Genomic DNA, 19747 nt, shown 5'->3' on the forward strand with positions numbered 1-19747 from the left:
GGTGTCGAGCCGCAGGCGACCGATGGGCTCCGGGGCGATCACCCCGGAGCCCATCGGCGGGTCAGCCCTCGGCCGGCGCGCCCGCGAGCAGCCGCTCGCGCAGGCCCGGGTCCAGCGCCGCGTCCACGCACGTCCAGGCCATCGCCAGACCACCGTCCAGCAGCGCCCGATCCGCGGCGGGCCGCACGGCGTACGCGGCGAACTCGGCCTGGTGCAGCCCGACGGTGCCCGAGTCGATCGAGACCAGTGGCTGGATGGCGGGAATCGCCAGCGACACGTTGGCCATGTCGGTGGAGCCCGCCTGCCGGTCGTCGACCGCGGTCACCGGTGGGAACTCGCGTCCCGCGGCCAGTGCGTTGCGCTCGTACGCGGCCAGCAGGTCGCCGTCGTGCCGGAACTCGGAGTACGCGGGCGAGGTCGAGGAGATGGTCAGCCGCGACCGGGTCGCCACCGCGCCCGCCTGGAAGCACTCGCGCACCCGCGCCTCCAGATCGGTCAACCCGGCCAGCGTCGCGGCCCGCACGTAATAGGCGGCCTCGGTGTGCTCGGGGATCACGTTCGGCACCTGACCGCCGGTCGTGGTGATCCCGTGCACCCGCTGATCCGGCGTCATGTGCTGGCGCAGCAGCCCGATCGCCACCTGGGCCACGGTCAGCGCGTCGGCGGCGTTGACGCCGTCCTCGGGACACGCGGAGGCGTGCGCGGCCCGACCGTCGTACTCGACGTGCAGTTGCGCGCGGGCCAGGCAGGTCGGGTCCAGGCGCTCGCGCGGCGAGGGGTGCACCATCATTGCCGCGTGCACCCCGGCGAACGCGCCGCGCTCGAGCATGAGCACCTTGCCGCCGCCGTTCTCCTCGGCGGGGGTGCCCAGCACCCGCACGGTGATGCCCAGGTCGTCGGCCAGCGCGCCGAGCGCGAGCGCGGCGGTGGTCGCGGCGGAGGCGATCACGTTGTGCCCGCACGCGTGCCCGATGCCCGGCAGCGCGTCGTACTCGGCACAGATTCCCAGCACCAGCGGTCCGCTGCCGCGTTCGGCGACGAAGGCGGTCGGCAAATCGCAGACCCCCGGGGTGACGGTGAAGCCGTGCTCGCTCAGTTGCTCGCCCAGCCAGCCGCACGCGCGTTCCTCGGCGAAGCCGAGTTCGGGGTGGCCGTGCAGTCGGTGACTGAGTGCAACCAGATCGGGGGCGGCGGCTTGCACCGCCGCCTGGGCAGCGGCCTTTGCGCCGGCCGCGAGGTCGAAGGCTCGCATGCGCGCATCCTGCCCCAGGAAAGACGTAACGGGAAGTGACCGATCGAAGTATCTGTTCCGCGTAACAACGACCGGATAAGGTGCGGAAATCCATGATCGACAAGGTGGAAGTCACGGAAAACCGGACCCCCGTGCCGGACCGGGCGCAGGCGTTCGAGCGGGAACTGAACGTGCTCGCCCTCTCCGGCGACGGCTGGCTCGCGATCCTGCGAGCCCTGGCGCAACGCACCGGCAGGACCGCCCGGCTGGTGGGCGTGCACGGCGGAGTGCTCGCCGCGACCGACGACGGCACCGAGTCGATGACACCGGTCGCCGTCGCGCACGTGTTCGTCGACGACAAGGTGGTCGAGGTCACCTGCGACGAGGGCTGGCGGGCCTCCGCGCTTGCCGTACGGGTGGCGCAACGCCGGGTCGGGCTGCTGCTGTTGGGCGAGCCGGACGGCGCCGACGACGACGAACCGCTGTTGCGGGCGGCGGTGACGGCGGTGGCGATCGAGGCGATCCGCCGGGACGCGGTGGCCACCGCGACCGCCGAGACGGCCGGCCGCTTGATCGACGAACTGCGCTACGGCGCGCTGCGCAACCTCGGCGACGTGACCCGCACCGCCGCGCGCTTCGGCCTGCATCTGGATCGCCCGCACTCCGCCGTGGTGTTCGCCTACGCCGGACCCAACCAGCGCACCTGGACCACCGCGCTGTCGTGGTTGGAGATGCCGGTGCGCCAGGAGGGCGAGCTGGGCCTCGCGGTGCTCTCGGGCAATATCGAGCGGGAGATCAGCCGGATCCGGATCCGGCTCCAGGGCATGGTCGGCGACGTCCCCGTCCTGGCCGCGGCCGGTCCCACGGTCAGCGACCCGCGCGGGACCGCGCGCTCGTTCCACGACGCGGAGACGGTGCTCGGACTGCTGCGCCGACGCCCGGGCGAGGTGCAGCTGATGTTCTCCTCGCTGGGCCTGGCCCAGTTGTTGTTCGGGGTGCCGCCGGCCCGGCTCCAGGCGTTCGTGGACCAGCACCTGGGACCGATCCTGGAACGCGAGGAGTGGGTGGCCACGCTCAGCGCGTGGCTGGCCACCAACGGCAGCCGCGCCGCGGTCGCCGAACTGCTGCACCTGCACCGCAACTCGGTGGGCTACCGGATCGGCCAGATCCGCGAGCTCCTGGGCGCCAATCCGCTCGACCCGGAGGTCACCCTCCAACTCCAGGCGGCGCTGACCGCCCGCGAACTCCTCCTGGCCCTCAAGGAAGTGCCTTAGGCCCGCTCCTGCGCACCCCGGCGGATCCGCGCCACCCGGCACGACGCGGCCCGCCATCGTGCGATTTGGCCCTGTGCGACCCGGCCCCGCGCTGCCCGGCCCCGCGCCGACGCCCGCCCGCCCCGCGGGTCTGCACCCATCCGGATGACTCCCGGGCGAGTCTTCGCCCGGACCGGCCGCGCCTCGGCGGCGGGTCGGCGAGTGTGGGTCACAGTCGTTGCAGCCCCGGCGCGGACCGCCGGGACGTCGGTGCGCGGGTCGTTGCGGTCGAGTTCCGCCGGCCCGGCCCGGATGGTCCACCGGTTGAGAGGCGATCAGCATGACCGAAACCGACGTCACCCGCTCCCCGCAGGCGGCCACCCGGCTGCGCGAGTTGGCGTTCAGCGCGATGTCCGCCGCCGCGGTGCGCGCCGCGCTGCGCCTGGGCCTGCCGGACGCGCTGGGCGAGAGCCCCGCCACCGTGGAGGAGTTGGCGACCGCGGTGTCCGCCCACCCGGGCGCGCTGCACCGGCTGCTGCGCGCGCTGGCGTGCCAGGGCATCTTCGCCGAGGAGCCGGACGGGCGGTACACGCACACCGAGGCGTCCCGGCTGCTGCGCGTCGACGCCCCGCGCAGCATGCGCGACGTCGCGCTGTGGACCACCGAGCCGTGGACGTGGGAGGTGTGGCCGCGTCTGGACGAGGCGGTCCGTACCGGCAAGAGCGTCTTCCCGGGCCTGCACGGCAAGCACTTCTTCGACTACCTGCACGAGGACGCGCCGGAATCGGCCGCCGCCTTCGACCGGGCGATGACCCAGTCCAGCCGGCAGTCCGCCCAGGACGTCACCGCGGTGCTCGACCTCACCGGCATCGACAGCGTCGCCGACATCGGCGGCGGCCAGGGACTCGTGCTGGCCACCCTGCTGGAGCGCAACCCCACCCTGCGCGGCACCCTGCTCGACCTGCCCGGCGTGGTGGCCGCGGCCGACCGCCGCCTCCGTGACGGCGGCGAACTCGCCTCCAGGGCAACCCTGGTGGGCGGCGACTGTCGGGTAGAGATCCCGGTCCGGGCCGACCTGTACATCATCAAGAACATCCTGGAATGGGACGACGACAGCACGTTGCGCACGCTGCGCAACGTCGTGGCGACGGCCGCCCCCGGCGCCCGGGTCGTGATCATCGAGAACCTGGTCGACGAGACCGCGTCGATGCGGTTCACCGCCGCGATGGACCTGTTGCTGCTGCTCAACGTCGGCGGCCGCAAGCACACCAAGGACAGCCTGCTGACCCTGATCGAGCAGGCGGGCCTGCGTGGTCGGGACGTCCGCGCGGTGAACCCGTCGCTACACATGTTCGAGTGCGCGGTGCCGGCCTAGCGGTCCGCCCGGCGCGGCCTGCCGAACCTCCGCACACGGCCGCGGAACCCCCGAAGAGCTACGTAAAGTGATACTCCATAACCCTGTGCTAAACCTCGGACTGCTCCCGGCGAGTGAAGCCGGCCGCGATATCCGCTCGGGAGGCCCAGGGGCGGCCCTCGAATGCAGTCACGCGGGTCGCGGGGTCACCGGGGTCGTTCGATGGTGATTGAGGCGCCTCGCCGATCCCCGTGTGCCGATGCCCGTCGGCAGTTCGCGAAGCGCCGGAAGGATTATCACGATGCGTCGTGCACGCGCTCTTGTCGCCGGTACCGCCCTCGGCTTCGCAGCCCTGACCCTGGCGGTTCCGTCCGCCTACGCCGACGCTCCGGCGCCGGTGAAGCCGGAGCCCGCCCCGGCGGCCGACTCGGAGAAGTCCTGGTCCGGCGAGGCGAAGTGGACGCCCGAGAAGGGCTCCGAACACAGCACTGAGAAGTCGGGCTCCGAAGAGAAGAGCTACGAGAGCAAGGGCAACGAGGGCTCCTCGCACGAGAAGTCCTGGAAGGACCACAAGAGCCCGCACGGTGGCGTGCACACCGGCATCGGTGGCGCCTTCCTCGACGACGGCGCCGCGCTCGGTACGGGCGCGGCCCTGATCGCGGGCGGCATCGGCATGGGCGTCTACGCCCTGCGTCGTCGTCCGGGTGCGGCGGCGGCCCAGGCCTGACCCGTCCTCGCCCAGGCAACACGCGCCGTGGCCACCACCCTCACCAGGGAGGTGGCCACGGCTGTCGTCGTCGCCGGCCGCCCGACCCGCGGCCCACGAGCGCCCAGGAGAGAGGCAACGTCTTGCGAGATCCGGCACCGTCCATGGACACGTCCGAACCACAACCGCCGCCCCGCCGCACCAGCGCCGGAAAACTGATGCTGATCGCCGCGACGGCCGTGCTGCTGGGCATCCTGATGATCAAGCACGACCTGAGCACCGACTCGGGCCCGCCGCCGCAGCCGATGCCCGCAGCCGCGCAACCGAGCACGCCCGCGCCGATGGTGCCCTCGGCGAACCCGAGCCCCGAGCAGGGGTCGCCGGTGATGAAGCGCTCGCAGCCGATGCGGATCAAGATTCCCAAGATCAAGGTGGACGCGCCGTTCATCGGACTGAGCCTGGACGACTCCGGCGTGTTGCAGGTGCCGCCCCCCGCGGACCGCAACTTGGCCGGCTGGTACCAGGACGGGGTCACCCCCGGCGCCCGGGGCAACGCGATCGTGCTCGGGCACGTCGACACGATGATGGGCCCGGCGGTCTTCTGGGGGCTCGGCAGTCTCAAGCCCGGCGACACCGTGGAGATCGAGCGATTCGACGGCAGCGTCGCGAAGTTCGCGGTGGACTCGGTCGAGGTATTTCCCAAGGACGACTTCCCGGACGAGCGGGTCTACGGCAAGACCACCGACGCCCAACTGCGGCTGATCACCTGCGGCGGGGTGTACGACAAGAAGTCCAAGGACTACAAGGACAACGTGGTCGTGTTCGCCCACCTGCTGCCCCCCACGTAGGCGCCGGCCCGGTGCCGCGCGGGTAGGCACCCCGTCGCCGCACACGGGCCGCACCACGCGCGCAACGCGAACACACCGCGCGAAACGCCACGCCGACACCACGCGCGGCGCAACGAACACGCCGCGGCCGGCCCCGGATTCCTCTCCGGGACCGGCCGTTTCGGACGCCCGCCGGCTGCTGCGGTCGTCCCCGGTCGTGGCTGCCTACCGGTCGAGTTCGCCGCCCACTTCGGCGTCGGCCTCGGCCCGACACGCCACCGCGCGCAGCACCGTGACCATGGTTTCCTCGGGGTCCAACTCGACGGCCGGCACCCGCCACGCGACGAATCCGTCCGGTCGGATCAACACGGCCCCCTCGTCGGTGACACCGTGCAGTTGCGCCCAGTCGACGTCGGGCGCGGTGACCAGGTCCACCATCGCGGACTCCGCCTCGGTGCCCACCCGGTGGACCGCCACCGGCACCCCGAGCAGCCCGCTCGCCCGCCGCGCCGCCTGCCGCCACACCTCGCCCGCCGTACCCGCGCCGACCAGCAGCACCAGTGAGGTCTCGTACAGGTCCAGCGTGGATACCCGGGTGTCGCCCCGGCGCAGCCACACGTGCGGCGCCCGGGTGCCGGGGTCGCCGCTGGGCGGGCGGAACCGCTCGGGCAGTACCGGGACTTCGGGATCCGCGCCGAGCACGGCGTCGGAGGCGTAGCGGTAGCCGAGCACCACGCCCAGCACACCGGGCTGCTTGCCGCCGCCGGCCACCGGGGGAGCGGCGTATCCCGGGTGGCTGTGTTCGGCCGAACGGGTGGACGCGCGGGCGGCCGTGGCCCTGGCCACCGGCCGGCGCTCGGCCTCGTAGGTGGCCAGCAGGTCGGCGCCCGCGTGCCCGTTCAGCACGGCCGCGAGCTTCCAGGCCAGGTTGTGCGCGTCCTGGATGCCGGTGTTGGAGCCGAACGCGCCGGTGGGGGACATCTCGTGCGCGGAGTCGCCCGCCAGGAACACCCGTCCCACGCGATAGCGCTCGGCCACCCGTTCGGCCGCGTGCCACGGGGCCTTTCCGGTGATTTCCACGTCCAGATCGGGCACGCCGGCGGCGGCGCGGATGTGTTCGACACAGCGCTCGTCGGTGAACGCCTCGATCGGCTCACCCCGCTCGGGGTGCCACGGCAGGTGGAAGACCCAGTGGTCGCGGTTGTCCACCGGGAGCAGTGCGCCCTCGCCGTGATGATTCGTCAGATAGCAGACGATGAACCGCCGTTCGCCGACGAACTCGGCCAACCGACGGGAGGAGAAGGTCACGCTCACGTTGTGGAAGAGGTCGCCGGGTCCGGTCACCTCGATGCCCAGTCGCTCGCGCACCGGACTGCGCGGCCCGTCCGCGGCCACCAGGTAGTCCGCGCGCACCGTCTGCCGCTCGCCGGTCGACCGGGTCTCCACGACCGCGGTGACCCCGTCCTCGTCCGGTTCGCAGGAGACCAGTTCGGTGCCGAAGCGCAACACGCCGCCGAGCTCGCGGGCGTAGTCGGCCAGCACCGGTTCCAGGTCGTTCTGGCTGCACAGGCACCACGAACTGGGGCTGAACTTGGCCAGGCCGCCGCCGGGGTCGATCTCCTTGAACAGCCATTCCTGGTCGTCCCCGGCGATCGTGTCCGCCTGCAGGATGCCGTGGTTGTCGGCCAGCACCGCGGACGCGGCGCGTACCCGGTCCTCGACCCCCGCGGTCCGGAACAGTTCCATCGTGCGCACGTTGTTGCCGCGTCCGCGGGGGTGCCGCGAGGTGTCGGCATGCCGCTCCACCAGCATGTGCGGCACGCCCAGGCGGCCCAGGAACACGGACGTGGACAGCCCGACCAGCGAGCCGCCCACGACCAGGACCGGTACCCGGTGTTCGATCTCGGGGTTCATCAGTTCTCTTCTCCTGCGTTGGCGAGGACGGCGGACGCGCCGACCGCCGCGGTGGACGGCCGATGGTCCGTGGGTGTCCTCCTGTTCCCGCTGATCCCGGGTGGGCCGTTCGCTGTGCCGAATGTCACTCATATGCCATCAAAAGATGCAGAGGGTGATGATTCGCCGCCACGCTCGAAGTCGAGGCCGGGTCCCGACGGAACGGATCGGTTGGTTGTCCGAGTGCTTCGCGCGACCGACGGGAGGCATCCCGGCACCCTCGTATCCCCGTCCCCCGGGCGGCTTCGGCGCGGCCCAGTCCCTCCGGGATTGCCCGCATCGGGCAGCACCACGCAGGCCGAATCCCAAGAGCAAAGGAATGACATGGACACCCTCGTCCACTCCGCGGCGAATCCCACCGTCGACACTTCGTCCAAGCTCCGGGTGCTGCTCATGCTGGAGCTGCACGAAGACTCGGAGCAGCGCTTTCTGGAAGCCTACGAGCGCATCCGGCACCAGGTGGCCGCCGTACCGGGCCACCTGCGCGACCAGCTCTGCCAGTCGATCGAGGACCCGACCCAGTGGCTGATCACCAGCGAGTGGGAGGGCAGTTCCGAATACCTGGCCTGGGTGGACAGCCCCGAGCACCAGATGATGGTGCAGCCGCTGCACGGCTGCGTGCGCGGCACCCGTTCGCTGCGGTTCGCGGTGGCCCGCGAGACCGACCTGCACGCGGACCAGGGCGGCCAGGCGATCACCAAGGGCGCCCGGGGCGCGAAGGCGAAGGCGGGCTCCGGCGCCAAGGCGAAGGCGGGCGCGACCGACAAGGTCAAGGCGGGGAGCGCCAAGGCCAAGGCGGGCGCGAGCGACAAGGCCCGCGCGGCGGCTCCGTCGGTGCCCGGCGTGGTCCGCTGCGCGCTCACCTTCACCGTCAAGCCCGGCAGTGAGGCCGAGGTGGCGAAGATCCTCGCCGGCTACAAGTCGCCCGCGGCCCGGGTGAACGACACCACGTCGCTGCGCCGCACGTCGGTGTTCATGCTCGGGAACCGCGTGGTGCGCGCGATCGAGGTCGAGGGCGACCTGCGGGCCGCACTGCGGCACGTGGCCGAGCAGCCGCAGGTGCGGGCCGCCGAGGAGGCGCTGAACCCGCATCTGGAGGAGGCCCGGGACCTGAACGACTCCGAGGCCGCGCGGGCGTTCTTCATGCGCTCCTCGCTGGCCGAGGTGTACCACCTGACCGCGCCCGCCTCCGGCAAGTCGGCGAAGGCGCGGACCACCCGCCGCGCGCTGCTGTACCCGGTGCGGCACGGCTGCGGCGAATCCGCCGCCACCGTGCTCCAGCGGCACGATGAACGGGTGGTCGCGTCCGGCTCCGGGCCGATCGCGAGCAGCTCGGTCTTCCTGCGCGGAGACACCCTGGTGCGCGTGCTCGACCTGCGCGGCGACTCGAACGACCCGGCGATGGTGCTGGGCATCGACCGCGAGGAGTCCGCGGCCCGGCTGAGCCGGCTGCTCGACCTCGGGGAGGACGGCGCGCTGGAGTCCGACCAGGGCCTGCGGCACCTGCTGGCCTCGGCCGAGACGACCCTCGTCACCGACCGTCGCGCCGACCGCGACGCCTGACCCCCCGGGCGGCGCCTTCGGGCGCCGCCCGCCACTTGGAGGTGGCACACATGACCACGCAGACCGTACGCATCGTCGACGTCGACGAGGTCGAGCCCAATCGGCGCCGGGGCGGTGAGCTCCGGGTCACCCTCGGCCCGGCGACCGTGGGGTGCACCAGCGGCTTCATGGGCCTGGCCATCATCGAGCCCGGCGACATGATCACCGAGCACTACCACCCGTACTCCGAGGAGTTCATCCACGTCGTCACCGGTGCGCTGGAAGTGGACCTGGACGGCGTCACCTACGAACTCCGGCCCGACCAGGGCCTGATGGTGCCCAAGAACATGCGGCACCGGTTCCGCAACGTCGGTCGGACCCAGGCCCGGATGGTCTTCCAAATCGCCCCGTTGGCGCCCCGACCGGAACTGGGGCACGTCGACACGGAGGGGATCGAGCCCGCCGAGACCGTGGGCGCCGACTCTTGAGGCGCCGGGTGGCGGTCACCGGCGTCGGCGTCGTGGCGCCCGGCGGCGTGGGTGTCACCGCGTTCTGGGATCTGCTGATGGACGGCCGTACGGCGACCCGGGGGATCACCTTCTTCGACCCCACCGGGTTCCGCTCCCGGATCGCCGCCGAATGCGACTTCGACCCGGTCGCCTGCGGCGTCGACCGGGATCGGGCGCAACGCGCGGACCGCTACGTGCAGTTCGCGCTCGCGGCGGCGGCGGAGGCGGTCACGGACTGCGGCCTGGACCGGGACGGCGGGGACCCCTGGCGGTTCGGCGTCTCGCTGGGCACCGCGGTGGGTGGCACCACCCGGCTCGAACACGACTACGTCGCGGTCAGTGACTCGGGTCGGAACTGGGCGGTGGAGCCGAAGCGGGCCAACCCGTTCCTGCACCGGGCGTTCTCGCCGAGCACCCTGGCCTCCGAGGTGGCCGAGCAGTTCGGCGCCCGGGGCCCGGTGCAGACGGTGTCCACCGGATGCACCTCGGGACTGGACGCGATCGGCTACGCCGCGCACGCGATCGAGGAGGGCCGGGCCGACGTATACCTGGCCGGTGCCTCCGATTCGCCGATCTCGCCGATCACGGTCGCCTGCTTCGACGCGATCAAGGCGACCTCGACCCGCAACGACGACCCGGCGCACGCCTCCAGGCCGTTCGACGCGGACCGGGACGGCTTCGTCCTGGGCGAGGGCGCCGCCGTGCTCGTCCTGGAGGAACTCGAACACGCCCGGCGGCGCGGCGCCCGCGTCTACTGCGAGGTCGGCGGCTTCGCCACCCGGGGCAACGCGCACCACATGACCGGGCTGACCCGCGAGGGGCTGGAGATGTCCGAGGCGATCGACCGCGCGCTGGCCGATGCGGAGGTCGACCCCACCGCGATCGACTACGTCAACGCGCACGGCTCGGGCACCAAGCAGAACGACCGCCACGAGACGGCGGCGGTCAAGCGCTCCCTGGGCGAGCACGCGTACAAGACCCCGATGAGTTCGATCAAGTCCATGGTGGGCCACTCGCTCGGCGCGATCGGCGCGATCGAACTGGCCGCGTGTGCCCTGGCGATGGAGCACAAGGCGGTGCCGCCCACGGCGAACTACCAGACCCCGGACCCGGAATGCGACCTCGACTACGTGCCGGGGACGGCCCGGCCGATGGCACTGCAGACGGTGCTGTCGGTCGGCAGCGGGTTCGGCGGCTTCCAGTCCGCCGTGGTGCTGGATCGCCGGGAAAGGAGACCCCGGTGAAGACCTCAGCACCCAGACGCACCGTGGTGACCGGTGTCGGCGTCGTGGCGCCCAACGGCGTCGGCGTCGACGTGTTCTGGAAGGCCACCCGGGAGGGTCGCAGCGTCCTGGACCGGATCACCCGCGAGGGCTGCGGCGATCTGCCGTTGGCCGTCGCCGGCGAGGTGCGCGACTTCGATCCGGCCACCGTGGTCGAGGAGCGCTTCCTGGTCCAGACCGACCGCTTCACGCACTTCGCGATGGTCGCCGCGGATCAGGCACTCACCGACGCCGCGCTCGGCCCGATGCCGACCTTCGGCGTCGGGGTGACCACCGCGAGCTGCTCCGGCGGCGGCGAGTTCGGCCAGCGCGAACTGCAGAACCTGTGGGGCCAGGGTCCGGGCTTCGTCGGGCCCTACCAGTCCATCGCCTGGTTCTACGCCGCCACCACCGGCCAGGTCTCCATCCGCGGCGGCTTCAAGGGGCCGTGCGCGGTGCTGGCCAACGACGAGGCGGGCGGCCTGGACGCGATCGCGCACGCGACCCGCACCATCCGGCGCGGCACCGACGCGGTCGTGGTCGGCGCGGCGGAGGCCCCGCTCGCGCCGTACTCCATGGTGTGCCAGCTCGGCTACGACGCGCTCAGCCTGGCCCGCGAACCCGCGCAGGCGTACCTCCCGTTCACCTCGGCCGCGTGCGGATTCGCGCCCGCGGAGGGCGGCGCGATGTTCGTCGTCGAGGAGGCGGAGGCGGCCCACCGGCGCGGTGCCCGCGTGCACGCCGAAGTGGCCGGACACGGCGCCACGTTCACCGGCACCTCGGGCTGGGGGCCTTCCCGGCACGGACTCGCCCGGGCGATCCGGGACGCGCTGGCCGAGGCCGAGTGCGCCCCGCAGGACATCGACGTGGTCTTCGCCGACGCGCTCGGCGTGCGCGAGGCCGACCACGCCGAAGTACTGGCCCTGTCCGACGCGTTGGGCCCGTACGCGGCCCGGGTGCCGGTCACCGCCCCCAAGGCCGGCATCGGACGCGCCTACTGCGGCGCACCCGTCCTGGACTGCGCCGCCGCGATCCTGGCGATGGAACACGGCGTACTGCCGCCCACCCCGGGCGTCTTCGACGTCTGCCACGACCTCGACCTGGTCACCGGTCGGGCGCGAACGGCCGAACTGCGCACCGCCCTGGTGCTCAGCCGCGGCCTGATGGGCCACAACGCGGCCCTGGTGCTGCGCCGCGGCGACGGTCGGCCCGGGACGCCCTTCCCGACCCCGTAGCCGTCCCCCCGAAAGGAAGTCTGCGATGAACGGTCCCTTCACCTACGAGGAACTCGCCGCGCTGATGAAGTCCTGCGCCGGCGTCACCGCCGATCCGGACCACATGAGTCGCCCGGACGCGACGTTCGAGGAGTTCGGGCTCGACTCGCTGGGCCTGCTCGGAATCGTCTCCGAAGTGGAGCGGCGCTACAAGTTCCCGCTCGGCGCGGACGCGGACCAGTGCAAGACCCCGCGCGAGTTCCTGGAAACCACCAACTCCCAACTGACCTCTGGAGTGTGACATGGCCGGGCATACCGACAACGACATCGTCATCGCGGCCCCGATCGACCTGATCTGGGACATGACCAACGACGTGGAGCACTGGACGGACCTGTTCAGCGAGTACGCGTCGGTGGAGATCCTCTCCCGCGAGGACGCCAAGGTCACCTTCCGCCTCACCATGCACCCGGACCAGGACGGCAAGGTGTGGAGCTGGGTGTCCGAGCGCGAGGCCGACCGCGATACCCGCACGGTGTGGGCCCGCCGGGTGGAGACCGGGCCGTTCGCGCACATGCACATCCGCTGGGAGTACCACGAGGTCCCCGACGGCGTGCGGATGCGCTGGGTGCAGGACTTCGCGATGAAGGAGACCGCCCCGGTCGACGACGCGTGGATGACGGACAACATCAACCGCAACTCGCGCGTGCAACTGGAACTGATCCGGGACAAGATCCAGCAGCGCGCCCGGGAGATGGGCGGCGAGCCCGCCGCCGCGCGCACCTGGTGACCCGCGCGTCGTCGGCGGCCCGGCCGACGACGACGCGCCCCGTCGGCGGGGCCGCGCGCCCCGCGACCCCGCCGACCACCCCACGCACTCACCGGGAAGGACCCGTACGCATGCACCGCACCCTGATCGTGGCCCGGATGAAGCCCGACTCGGCAACCCGGATCGCGGACATCTTCGCCAACTCCGACACCGGCGAACTCCCGCACCTCGTGGGCGTCACCGGGCGCAGCCTGTTCCAATTCGGCGACCTGTACCTGCATCTGATCGAGGCCGACCGCCCGCCCGGGCCCGCGGTGGCCAAGGTCACCGGACATCCGCAGTTCCGCGACATCAGCGAACGACTGGCCATGCACGTGAACGCGTACGACCCGGAGACCTGGCGGTCGCCGCAGGACGCGATGGCCCGCGAGTTCTACCGCTGGGAGCGCAGCACGACCGAGTAGCGCCGCGACCCGGGGCCCGTACTCGAACTCCCGGTCCCGGAGCCCGCCTGCCGCGGGCCCCTGTCGCCCCGCAGCCCTTGCGTCCAAGGCCCCGCGCTGCACGGCCCCCTCGTCCAAGGCCCCTCCGTCCAAGGACCTGCCCCCATGATCGAGACCGACCTCGGGCCCGCCGTCCGTACCCGACCCGACTGGGTCAAGTGCGGGCGCTGCGCCGAACTCGTATACGGCAAACGCTTCACCCGGGACCTGCGGGTGTGCCCCGACTGCGGTGACCACGCCCGGCTGACGGCGCGTCAACGCCTGGACCAACTCCTCGACCCCGGTTCCGAGACACCGCTGACGGTCGGCCCCACCCCACCCGACCCGCTGGGCTTCGTGGACTCGCGCCCCTACTCGGAACGACTGGCCGAGGCCCGTGCCGAGACCGGGATGGACGAGGCGGTGCTGTGCGCGCGCGGCACCATCCACGGCCGGCCGGTCGTGGTGGCCGCGATGGACTTCCGCTTCATGGGCGGCAGTCTGGGCTGCGCCGTGGGCGCGCTGGTCACCGAGGCCGCCGACGAGAGCCTGCGCACCCGTACCCCCCTGCTGCTGGTCACCGCCTCGGGCGGCGCCCGCATGCAGGAGGGCGTGCTCTCACTGATGCAGATGGCCAAGACCGCGTCCGCCCTGGCCGAACTGCACGAGGCCGGCGTCCTGGTGTTGTCGCTGATCACCGACCCCACCTACGGCGGCGTGGCCGCGTCCTTCGCCACGCTCGCCGACGTCATCCTGATCGAACCCGGCGCTCGGCTCGGCTTCGCCGGCCCCCGGGTGATCGAACACACCATCGGCGAACGGCTGCCCACCGGCTTCCAGACCGCCGAGTTCCTGCTGGAGCACGGCATGGTCGACGTGATCGTGCCGCGACCGGCGCTGCGCGCGAGCATCCGGCAGTTCCTCGCCTTGGACGAGCCTCGCGAGGAGCGTCCCCACGACGTGCCCGCCGAGACACCCGCCCCGCCCGAGTCCTCGGCGCACGCGTCGGACGAGGGCGACCCCTGGGAGGCCGTCCGGCTGGCCCGGCACCCGGCCCGCCCCACAACGCTCGACTACGCGAGCCGCCTGCTGGACGACTTCCACGAATTGCACGGCGACCGGATCGGCGCCGACTGTCCCGCCGTGGTCGGCGGCATCGGCCGGCTCGACGGCCTGGCGGTGATGCTGATCGGACACCAAAAGGGCGGCGACAACCTCGCCGAACGCCAACACCGCAAATTCGGCATGGCCACCCCGGCGGGCTTCCGCAAGGCCGCCCGGCTGATGCGACTCGCCGCCAAGCTGGGCCTGCCGGTGATCACCCTGGTGGACACGCCCGGGGCCAACCCCGGGCCGGACGCCGAACGGGACGGACAGGCGGTCGCCATCGCGGAGAACCTGCGCCTGATGGCCCGGCTGCCCACCCCGATCGTCACCGTGATCACCGGCGAGGGCGGCAGCGGCGGCGCGCTCGCCCTGGCCGTCGCCGATCGGGTGCTGATCGGCGAGCACGGCGTCTACTCGGTGATCAGCCCCGAGGGCTGCGCGGCCATCCTGTGGAAGGATCCCTCGGCCGCACCCGCCGCGGCGGCCGCGCTGCGCATGCGTCCCCGCGAACTGCTGCGCCTGGGTGTGGTCGACCGCATCGTGCCCGAACCCCCCGGCGGCGCGCACACCGACCCGGGCCGGGCCGCCGCGCTGCTGCGCGCGGCGCTGATCCCCGTCGTCGAGGAACTGCTCGCGCTGGACAAGACCCGGCTCCTGCGCGAACGCGGCGAGCGATTCCGGAGCTTCGGCGTCACGCCGGATACCCGTGCCGAAGGAAGTGCGTCATGACCCCACCCCCCGGATCCCCCGAAGCGCGCGACGGCGAGCACCTCAACAACCACGCCGGCTACGCGGACGAACGGTGGGTCAAGCCGCTGAACCCCGCGCAGCCGCACCCACAGTCACCCCCGCGGGTCTCGGGCGACGAGCCGCGGCAGGTGCGCACCGGCTCGGTGCCGCCGCGCTTGATCCGGTTGCGCTGTGGCGACACCACCCTCGAGATCGAGTGGCCCGAACCGGCCGCGACGGGCGGCGCGGCGCACACGGCGTCCGGTGCCCCCGTCGCCGCGGCGCCCGTCGAGGAGCGGGTCGAGCCGGACGGCGGACGGCGGTTCGTCTGCGCGCCGATGGTCGGCACGTTCTACCACGCCCCCGAGGTGGGCGCGAAGCCCTTCGTCAGCGTCGGCGACACCGTCCGGCCCGGTCAGACGGTGGGCATCCTGGAGATCATGAAGATGATGAACACCATCACCGCCGACGTGTCCGGGCGGGTGGTGGAGGTGATGGTGCCGGACGCGCACCCGGTGGAGTACCAGCAACCGCTGATCGCGATCGAACCGCGCGCGGTGGGCCCGGACGGGAGCGCCGATCACGCGGGCGGTTCCGACCACACCCCCTGACGCGAGTCCCAGTCCGGGCCGTCGCGGTCCGAACACCCAGCGCCGACATCGACCGAGGTGGTCCACGTGTTCTCGACCGTGCTCATCGCCAACCGGGGGGAAATCGCCCTGCGGGTGGCCCGCACCTGCCGCGAACTCGGCATCCGCACCGTGGCCGTGTACTCGACCGCCGACCGCGATTCCGCCGTGGTGCGCTTCGCCGACGAGGCCGTGCACATCGGCCCGCCACCCGCCCGATCCAGCTACCTCAACATGCCGGCGATCATCGAGGCGGCCCGACGCACCGGCGCGGAGGCGATCCACCCGGGGTACGGATTCCTGTCCGAGGACCCCGACTTCGCCGAGATCTGCGAGGCGCACGGGATCACCTTCATCGGGCCGCCCCCGCAGGTCATGCAGCGCCTGGGCGACAAGAGCGAGGCGCGCGCGGTGATGGCCGCGGCGGGTCTGCCGGTATTGCCGGGCAGCGACGGCGCGTTGACGTCGCCGGTCGAGGCCGCCGAGGTCGCCGCCCGGATCGGCTACCCGGTGATCCTCAAGGCGGTCGCGGGCGGCGGCGGTCGCGGCATGAGCGTGGTGCGCGACCCGGACGAACTGGCCTGGGCGTACCAGGACACCCGCGCCCGTGCGCGGGCCGTGTTCGGTGACGAACGGCTATACCTGGAGCGGTACATCGACGACGCCCGGCATGTCGAGGTCCAGGTGTTGTGCGACCGGCACGGCGGCGCGGTGCACCTGGGCGAGCGGGACTGCTCGGTGCAGCGGCGGCACCAGAAGCTGGTCGAGGAGTCCCCGGCCCCGCACCTGCCGGCCGAGGTGCGCGACGCGATGTGCGCGGCGGCGCTGCGCGGCGCGTCCGCCGTCGGCTATGTGGGCGCCGGAACCTTCGAGTTCGTGGTCACCCCCGCACACCATTTCCACCTGCTGGAGATCAACTGCCGGATCCAGGTGGAGCATCCGGTGACCGAGATGGTCACCGGCGTCGACATCGTGCGCGAGCAACTCACCATCGCCGCCGGCGCGCCGCTGACGTTCGGTCAGGAGGAGGTGGTGCCGCGCGGGGTGGCGATCGAGTGCCGGATCAATGCCGAGGACCCCACCCGCGGGTTCGCGCCGACCCCCGGTCGGCTCACCGAGTTCGTGCCGCCCGGCGGGCCGTGCGTGCGGATCGACACGCACGCGTACCCGGGCTGGACGGTGGGGCCCGATTACGACTCGCTGCTCGCCAAGGCGATCGTCTGGGCGCCGGACCGGGAACGGGCCATCGCGCGCGCCGAGCGGGCGTTGAGCGAATTCCGAGTGGCCGGCGGCGGCGTGCACACCACCCTGGACTTCCTGCGCCGGCTGCTCGGCCACCCCGTGTTCCGCGCGGGCGAGCACACCACGGGGCTCGTCGAAACGATGACCTCCGATGTCGCCGAGACCGCCCCGGCTCGGCCGCCCGTACCCGTTTCCTGAACCGTTTCCCATCCCTCTCCCACGAAGGCAGATCAGCGCTCATGCACGTACAACGGCTGCTTCCCCTCGCCGGCGTCACCGCCCTGACCGTGCTGGGCTCGGTCCTGGCACCGGTCGCGCACGCGGACACCCGGCACGTGGTCCATCCCGGCGAATCGATCCAGGCGGCGGTGGACGCGGCCGCGCCGGGGGACACCATCCAGGTGTTGGCCGGCACCTATCCCGGCAGTGTGCTGATCGGCACGGACGGCTTGACGATCCGCGGCGCGGGCGAGCGTACGGTGATCACGCCCGGCGAGTCGACGGCGAACGCGTGCGCGGCGGCCGGCCACGGCATCTGTGTGTTCGGCACGGCCGAGGATCCGGTGTCCGAGGTGCGGATCCAGTCGTTGGCGGTCACCGGCTTCGGCAAGACCGGGGTGATGGGCAACGCCACCGAAGGCATGCGGGTGCGCCGGGTGTTCGCGCACGACAACGGCGAGCACGGGATCGGCCAGGAGAACTCCACCCGCGGCGTGTTCATCGACAACACCACGAACGACAACACCCAGGCGGGACTGTTCCTGGCCGACACCGCCGACGCCCTGGGCGCGAGCATCGCCCGCAACCACGCGTCGGGCAACCGGCTCGGCGTGCTGATCAGGCGCGGGCGCGAGTTGGTGATCGAGTACAACGAGCTGACCGGCAACTGCGCCGGGGTGTTCGTGGTCGGCGACGAGACGAAGCCGGTCGCCGGGTCGCTGGCGATCCGCCGTAACCGGATCGACGAGAACAACAAGTACTGCGAGGGGAATTCCAGGATCGCGCACATCCAGGGCTCGGGCATCGTGCTCACCGGTGCCCAGGAGACCCGGGTGACGGACAATCAGGTCCGGGACAACCGGGGCGAGTCGCCGATGTCCGGTGGCATCGTGATGGTGCCCAGCTTCTCCGGCGACCCGACCACGAACAACGTGATCCAGGACAACGAGGTGTTGCGCAACGAGCCGGCCGACCTGGCGAACCGGGACGGCAAGGCGGTCAACACGTTCACCGCGAACGTGTGTGGCCGCTCGGAGCCGGAAGGGCACTGCTGACCGGACGCGATGCCCGGCGTCGGCACCGGACTCGGTGGCGGCGCCGGGTTCGACCGTTCGCACTCCCGGCGCCGGGAGGGGACTTGGTGGCTGCCGGAATCAGCCCGTCCCCGACATGCCCCCCATGGACGAATCGGGAGCGGCGGGTGGGGTGTCGCCGTAGCCCAGGGTCGCCATCATGCCCAGCTCGCTGTGGTACAGGTTGTGGCAGTGCAACATCCACTCGCCCGGGTTCTCGGCGAGCACGTCCACCGTCACCCGCTCCCTCGGACGCACGATCACGGTGTCCTTGCGCGGGCCCCGACCCTCTTCGCCGCGCACCTGGAAGGTGTGCCCGTGCAGGTGGACCGGATGCCACATGCGCGTCGCGTTGGTGAAGGACAGTCGGACCCGCTCGCCGACGGAGACCGGTACCCGCAGCGGCGTCACGTCCCGCGCGGCGGCCGTCCCGAGCGTCCAACCCGTCCCGTTCCTGCCGCGGCCCAGCACGAGATCCACCGCGCGGGCGGGTGCGTCGCCCGGGTCCACCGACGGGTCGGCGACCAGGTCGGCGAGGGTGAGCAGGCGGCGATCCAACTCGGGTACCGAGACCGAGGGATCGGGGGCGTCCCCGCCCGAGGTACGCACCACCGCGAACGCCCGGGCGTCCTTGCCCTCGGCCTCGGCCACCAGCGGGAACACCCCGTCGGCCAGGGTCACCAGCACGTCGTATCGCTCGCCCATCCCGATCAGCAGCGCGTCCACGGTGACCGGCAGCACCGGGAATCCGTCGGTGTGGGTGACGGTCAGCCGGTGATCGCCCAACCCGACCCGGAACGCGGTGTCCGCCCCGGCGTTGACCAACCGCAGCCTGATCCGCCGACCGGGGCTGTCGGTGAACACCTCGGGGGCCTGTGGTGTGCGGCCGTTGATCAGGTAGTGCGGGTAGTCGACGTGACCCGCCGTCCCGCCCAGCAGCCTGCTCCGCAGGGTGCGTGCGGGCCGGGGCGTGTCGCGGATCGTGCCCAGTTCGGTGTCCGGGTCGGTGCCGGTGCCGTCGAGCCAGTCGTCGAGGACGACCGTCCACTCCGCGTCGTAGCCGAGCGGTTCGGCCGGGTCCTCGACCACGAGCACCCCGTACATCCCGCGGTCGAGTTGGGTGCCCACGTGCGAGTGGTAGAAGAACGTGCCGGGATCGGGCGCGGTGAAGCGGTAGTCGAAGGTGTCGCCGGACGCGACCGGGACCTGGCTGAGTCCCGGGGCGCCGTCCATCGCCGGATCGATCCGCACGCCGTGCCAGTGCACCGTGGTCTCCTGCGGCAGGCCGTTGCGCAACCGCGCGGAGACCGTGCCACCCGCGGTGACCCGGATCTCCGGGCCGGGCGCCCGGTCGCCGTACGCCCACGTGCGCACGGTACGCGAGCCCAGATCGACGGTGACCGGCGCCGCGTCGAGCGGCACGGCGGTGTCGGCGACGGGGATCACGGGTCGCGGCGCGGTGCCGGTGCGCAGCGGCCCCCGGGTGCCGGCACCGAGCAGGGCGACGCTGCCCACCGCGCCGAACAGCAGGGCGCGGCGGGTCGGGTGGGACGGGACAGGCACGATGCGGCCCTGCTTCCTGGAGTCGGCTCGCGATGAGGCTTCGCCCGCCGGCGGGATCGGCGTGGTCCGGCGGTGAGTACCCCGC

Annotated in this window: 18 protein-coding genes; 15 read left to right on the forward strand and 3 right to left on the reverse strand. The window is 72.3% G+C overall.

Features of this window, described 5'->3' with window-relative positions:
• Nucleotides 1-61: 61 nt before the first annotated feature.
• Nucleotides 62-1252 carry a M20 family metallopeptidase gene (locus ACIRL2_RS16730; RefSeq protein WP_395871372.1) on the reverse strand — a complete coding sequence of 397 codons (1191 nt, stop codon included), beginning with the start codon at nt 1250-1252 and terminating at the stop codon, nt 62-64.
• Between the two features lie 92 nt (nt 1253-1344).
• Here ACIRL2_RS16730 and ACIRL2_RS16735 point away from each other — a divergent pair, with 92 nt between their 5' ends.
• The 4 genes from ACIRL2_RS16735 (at nt 1345) to ACIRL2_RS16750 (ending at nt 5392) form a co-directional block, all read left to right on the forward strand.
• Nucleotides 1345-2505, forward strand: a complete 1161-nt coding sequence (locus tag ACIRL2_RS16735) for a helix-turn-helix domain-containing protein (protein WP_331771519.1) — start codon at nt 1345-1347, stop codon at nt 2503-2505.
• Between the two features lie 319 nt (nt 2506-2824).
• Complete coding sequence (locus tag ACIRL2_RS16740; protein ID WP_395871370.1) at nt 2825-3859, forward strand: methyltransferase; 1035 nt, start codon at nt 2825-2827, stop codon at nt 3857-3859.
• Nucleotides 3860-4139: 280 nt separating this feature from the next.
• The gene (locus tag ACIRL2_RS16745; RefSeq protein WP_395871368.1) at nt 4140-4565 is read left to right on the forward strand and encodes a hypothetical protein; all 426 of its coding nucleotides are present in this window, start codon (nt 4140-4142) and stop codon (nt 4563-4565) included.
• A 143-nt stretch (nt 4566-4708) separates the two neighbouring features.
• Complete coding sequence (locus ACIRL2_RS16750; protein WP_402232740.1) at nt 4709-5392, forward strand: class F sortase; 684 nt, start codon at nt 4709-4711, stop codon at nt 5390-5392.
• Between the two features lie 204 nt (nt 5393-5596).
• On the opposite strand, the gene ACIRL2_RS16755 is transcribed toward ACIRL2_RS16750, so the two are convergent.
• Nucleotides 5597-7285: an FAD-dependent oxidoreductase gene (locus ACIRL2_RS16755; RefSeq protein ID WP_395871364.1), complete on the reverse strand. Its 1689-nt coding sequence runs from the start codon at nt 7283-7285 to the stop codon at nt 5597-5599.
• A gap of 363 nt (nt 7286-7648) precedes the next feature.
• On the opposite strand from ACIRL2_RS16755, the gene ACIRL2_RS16760 reads away from it, so the two are divergent.
• The 11 genes from ACIRL2_RS16760 to ACIRL2_RS16810 all read left to right on the forward strand — a co-directional run bounded on the left by ACIRL2_RS16760 (nt 7649) and on the right by ACIRL2_RS16810 (nt 18081).
• Nucleotides 7649-8887 carry a SchA/CurD-like domain-containing protein gene (locus tag ACIRL2_RS16760; RefSeq protein WP_395871362.1) on the forward strand — a complete coding sequence of 413 codons (1239 nt, stop codon included), beginning with the start codon at nt 7649-7651 and terminating at the stop codon, nt 8885-8887.
• Nucleotides 8888-8937: 50 nt separating this feature from the next.
• Nucleotides 8938-9354 (forward strand): cupin domain-containing protein, encoded by a 417-nt coding sequence (locus ACIRL2_RS16765; RefSeq protein ID WP_395871360.1) that lies wholly within the window; start codon nt 8938-8940, stop codon nt 9352-9354.
• Nucleotides 9351-10619 (forward strand): beta-ketoacyl-[acyl-carrier-protein] synthase family protein, encoded by a 1269-nt coding sequence (locus tag ACIRL2_RS16770; protein ID WP_395871358.1) that lies wholly within the window; start codon nt 9351-9353, stop codon nt 10617-10619. The genes ACIRL2_RS16765 and ACIRL2_RS16770 overlap by 4 nt, the downstream gene beginning before the upstream one ends.
• Nucleotides 10616-11872 (forward strand): beta-ketoacyl synthase N-terminal-like domain-containing protein, encoded by a 1257-nt coding sequence (locus tag ACIRL2_RS16775; RefSeq protein WP_402232745.1) that lies wholly within the window; start codon nt 10616-10618, stop codon nt 11870-11872. Before ACIRL2_RS16770 ends, ACIRL2_RS16775 begins: the two co-directional genes overlap by 4 nt.
• A gap of 25 nt (nt 11873-11897) precedes the next feature.
• Nucleotides 11898-12152: an acyl carrier protein gene (locus ACIRL2_RS16780; RefSeq protein WP_331771528.1), complete on the forward strand. Its 255-nt coding sequence runs from the start codon at nt 11898-11900 to the stop codon at nt 12150-12152.
• 1 nt (nt 12153) lies between these two features.
• Complete coding sequence (locus ACIRL2_RS16785; protein WP_395871354.1) at nt 12154-12639, forward strand: SRPBCC family protein; 486 nt, start codon at nt 12154-12156, stop codon at nt 12637-12639.
• A gap of 110 nt (nt 12640-12749) precedes the next feature.
• Nucleotides 12750-13082, forward strand: coding sequence for a TcmI family type II polyketide cyclase (locus ACIRL2_RS16790; RefSeq protein ID WP_395871352.1), 333 nt, complete (start codon nt 12750-12752; stop codon nt 13080-13082).
• A 144-nt stretch (nt 13083-13226) separates the two neighbouring features.
• Nucleotides 13227-14936, forward strand: coding sequence for an acetyl-CoA carboxylase, carboxyltransferase subunit beta (gene accD / locus ACIRL2_RS16795; protein ID WP_402232749.1), 1710 nt, complete (start codon nt 13227-13229; stop codon nt 14934-14936).
• Nucleotides 14933-15547 (forward strand): acetyl-CoA carboxylase biotin carboxyl carrier protein, encoded by a 615-nt coding sequence (locus ACIRL2_RS16800; RefSeq protein WP_395871348.1) that lies wholly within the window; start codon nt 14933-14935, stop codon nt 15545-15547. The genes accD and ACIRL2_RS16800 overlap by 4 nt, the downstream gene beginning before the upstream one ends.
• A 66-nt stretch (nt 15548-15613) precedes the next feature.
• Nucleotides 15614-17005 (forward strand): acetyl/propionyl/methylcrotonyl-CoA carboxylase subunit alpha, encoded by a 1392-nt coding sequence (locus tag ACIRL2_RS16805; protein ID WP_395871346.1) that lies wholly within the window; start codon nt 15614-15616, stop codon nt 17003-17005.
• A 41-nt stretch (nt 17006-17046) separates the two neighbouring features.
• The gene (locus ACIRL2_RS16810) at nt 17047-18081 is read left to right on the forward strand and encodes a nitrous oxide reductase family maturation protein NosD (protein ID WP_395871343.1); all 1035 of its coding nucleotides are present in this window, start codon (nt 17047-17049) and stop codon (nt 18079-18081) included.
• A gap of 99 nt (nt 18082-18180) precedes the next feature.
• On the opposite strand, the gene ACIRL2_RS16815 is transcribed toward ACIRL2_RS16810, so the two are convergent.
• Nucleotides 18181-19662 (reverse strand): multicopper oxidase family protein, encoded by a 1482-nt coding sequence (locus ACIRL2_RS16815; RefSeq protein WP_402232753.1) that lies wholly within the window; start codon nt 19660-19662, stop codon nt 18181-18183.
• Nucleotides 19663-19747 lie beyond the last annotated feature (85 nt).

Origin of the sequence: Embleya sp. NPDC127516, from assembly GCF_044765325.1 — a bacterium.
In the GTDB taxonomy this organism is placed as follows: Bacteria; Actinomycetota; Actinomycetes; order Streptomycetales; family Streptomycetaceae; genus Embleya.

Excerpts from the sequence above, each read along its gene's own strand:
- ACIRL2_RS16810 (WP_395871343.1), top strand. The coding sequence starts at position 17,047 with ATGCACGTACAACGGCTGCTTCCCCTCGCCGGCGTCACCGCCCTGACC.
- ACIRL2_RS16760 (WP_395871362.1), top strand. The coding sequence starts at position 7,649 with ATGGACACCCTCGTCCACTCCGCGGCGAATCCCACCGTCGACACTTCG.
- ACIRL2_RS16745 (WP_395871368.1), top strand. The coding sequence starts at position 4,140 with ATGCGTCGTGCACGCGCTCTTGTCGCCGGTACCGCCCTCGGCTTCGCA.
- accD (WP_402232749.1), top strand. The coding sequence starts at position 13,227 with ATGATCGAGACCGACCTCGGGCCCGCCGTCCGTACCCGACCCGACTGG.
- ACIRL2_RS16740 (WP_395871370.1), top strand. The coding sequence starts at position 2,825 with ATGACCGAAACCGACGTCACCCGCTCCCCGCAGGCGGCCACCCGGCTG.
- ACIRL2_RS16750 (WP_402232740.1), top strand. The coding sequence starts at position 4,709 with ATGGACACGTCCGAACCACAACCGCCGCCCCGCCGCACCAGCGCCGGA.
- ACIRL2_RS16765 (WP_395871360.1), top strand. The coding sequence starts at position 8,938 with ATGACCACGCAGACCGTACGCATCGTCGACGTCGACGAGGTCGAGCCC.
- ACIRL2_RS16755 (WP_395871364.1), bottom strand. The coding sequence starts at position 7,285 with ATGAACCCCGAGATCGAACACCGGGTACCGGTCCTGGTCGTGGGCGGC.
- ACIRL2_RS16735 (WP_331771519.1), top strand. The coding sequence starts at position 1,345 with ATGATCGACAAGGTGGAAGTCACGGAAAACCGGACCCCCGTGCCGGAC.
- ACIRL2_RS16790 (WP_395871352.1), top strand. The coding sequence starts at position 12,750 with ATGCACCGCACCCTGATCGTGGCCCGGATGAAGCCCGACTCGGCAACC.
- ACIRL2_RS16785 (WP_395871354.1), top strand. The coding sequence starts at position 12,154 with ATGGCCGGGCATACCGACAACGACATCGTCATCGCGGCCCCGATCGAC.
- ACIRL2_RS16800 (WP_395871348.1), top strand. The coding sequence starts at position 14,933 with ATGACCCCACCCCCCGGATCCCCCGAAGCGCGCGACGGCGAGCACCTC.
- ACIRL2_RS16730 (WP_395871372.1), bottom strand. The coding sequence starts at position 1,252 with ATGCGAGCCTTCGACCTCGCGGCCGGCGCAAAGGCCGCTGCCCAGGCG.
- ACIRL2_RS16780 (WP_331771528.1), top strand. The coding sequence starts at position 11,898 with ATGAACGGTCCCTTCACCTACGAGGAACTCGCCGCGCTGATGAAGTCC.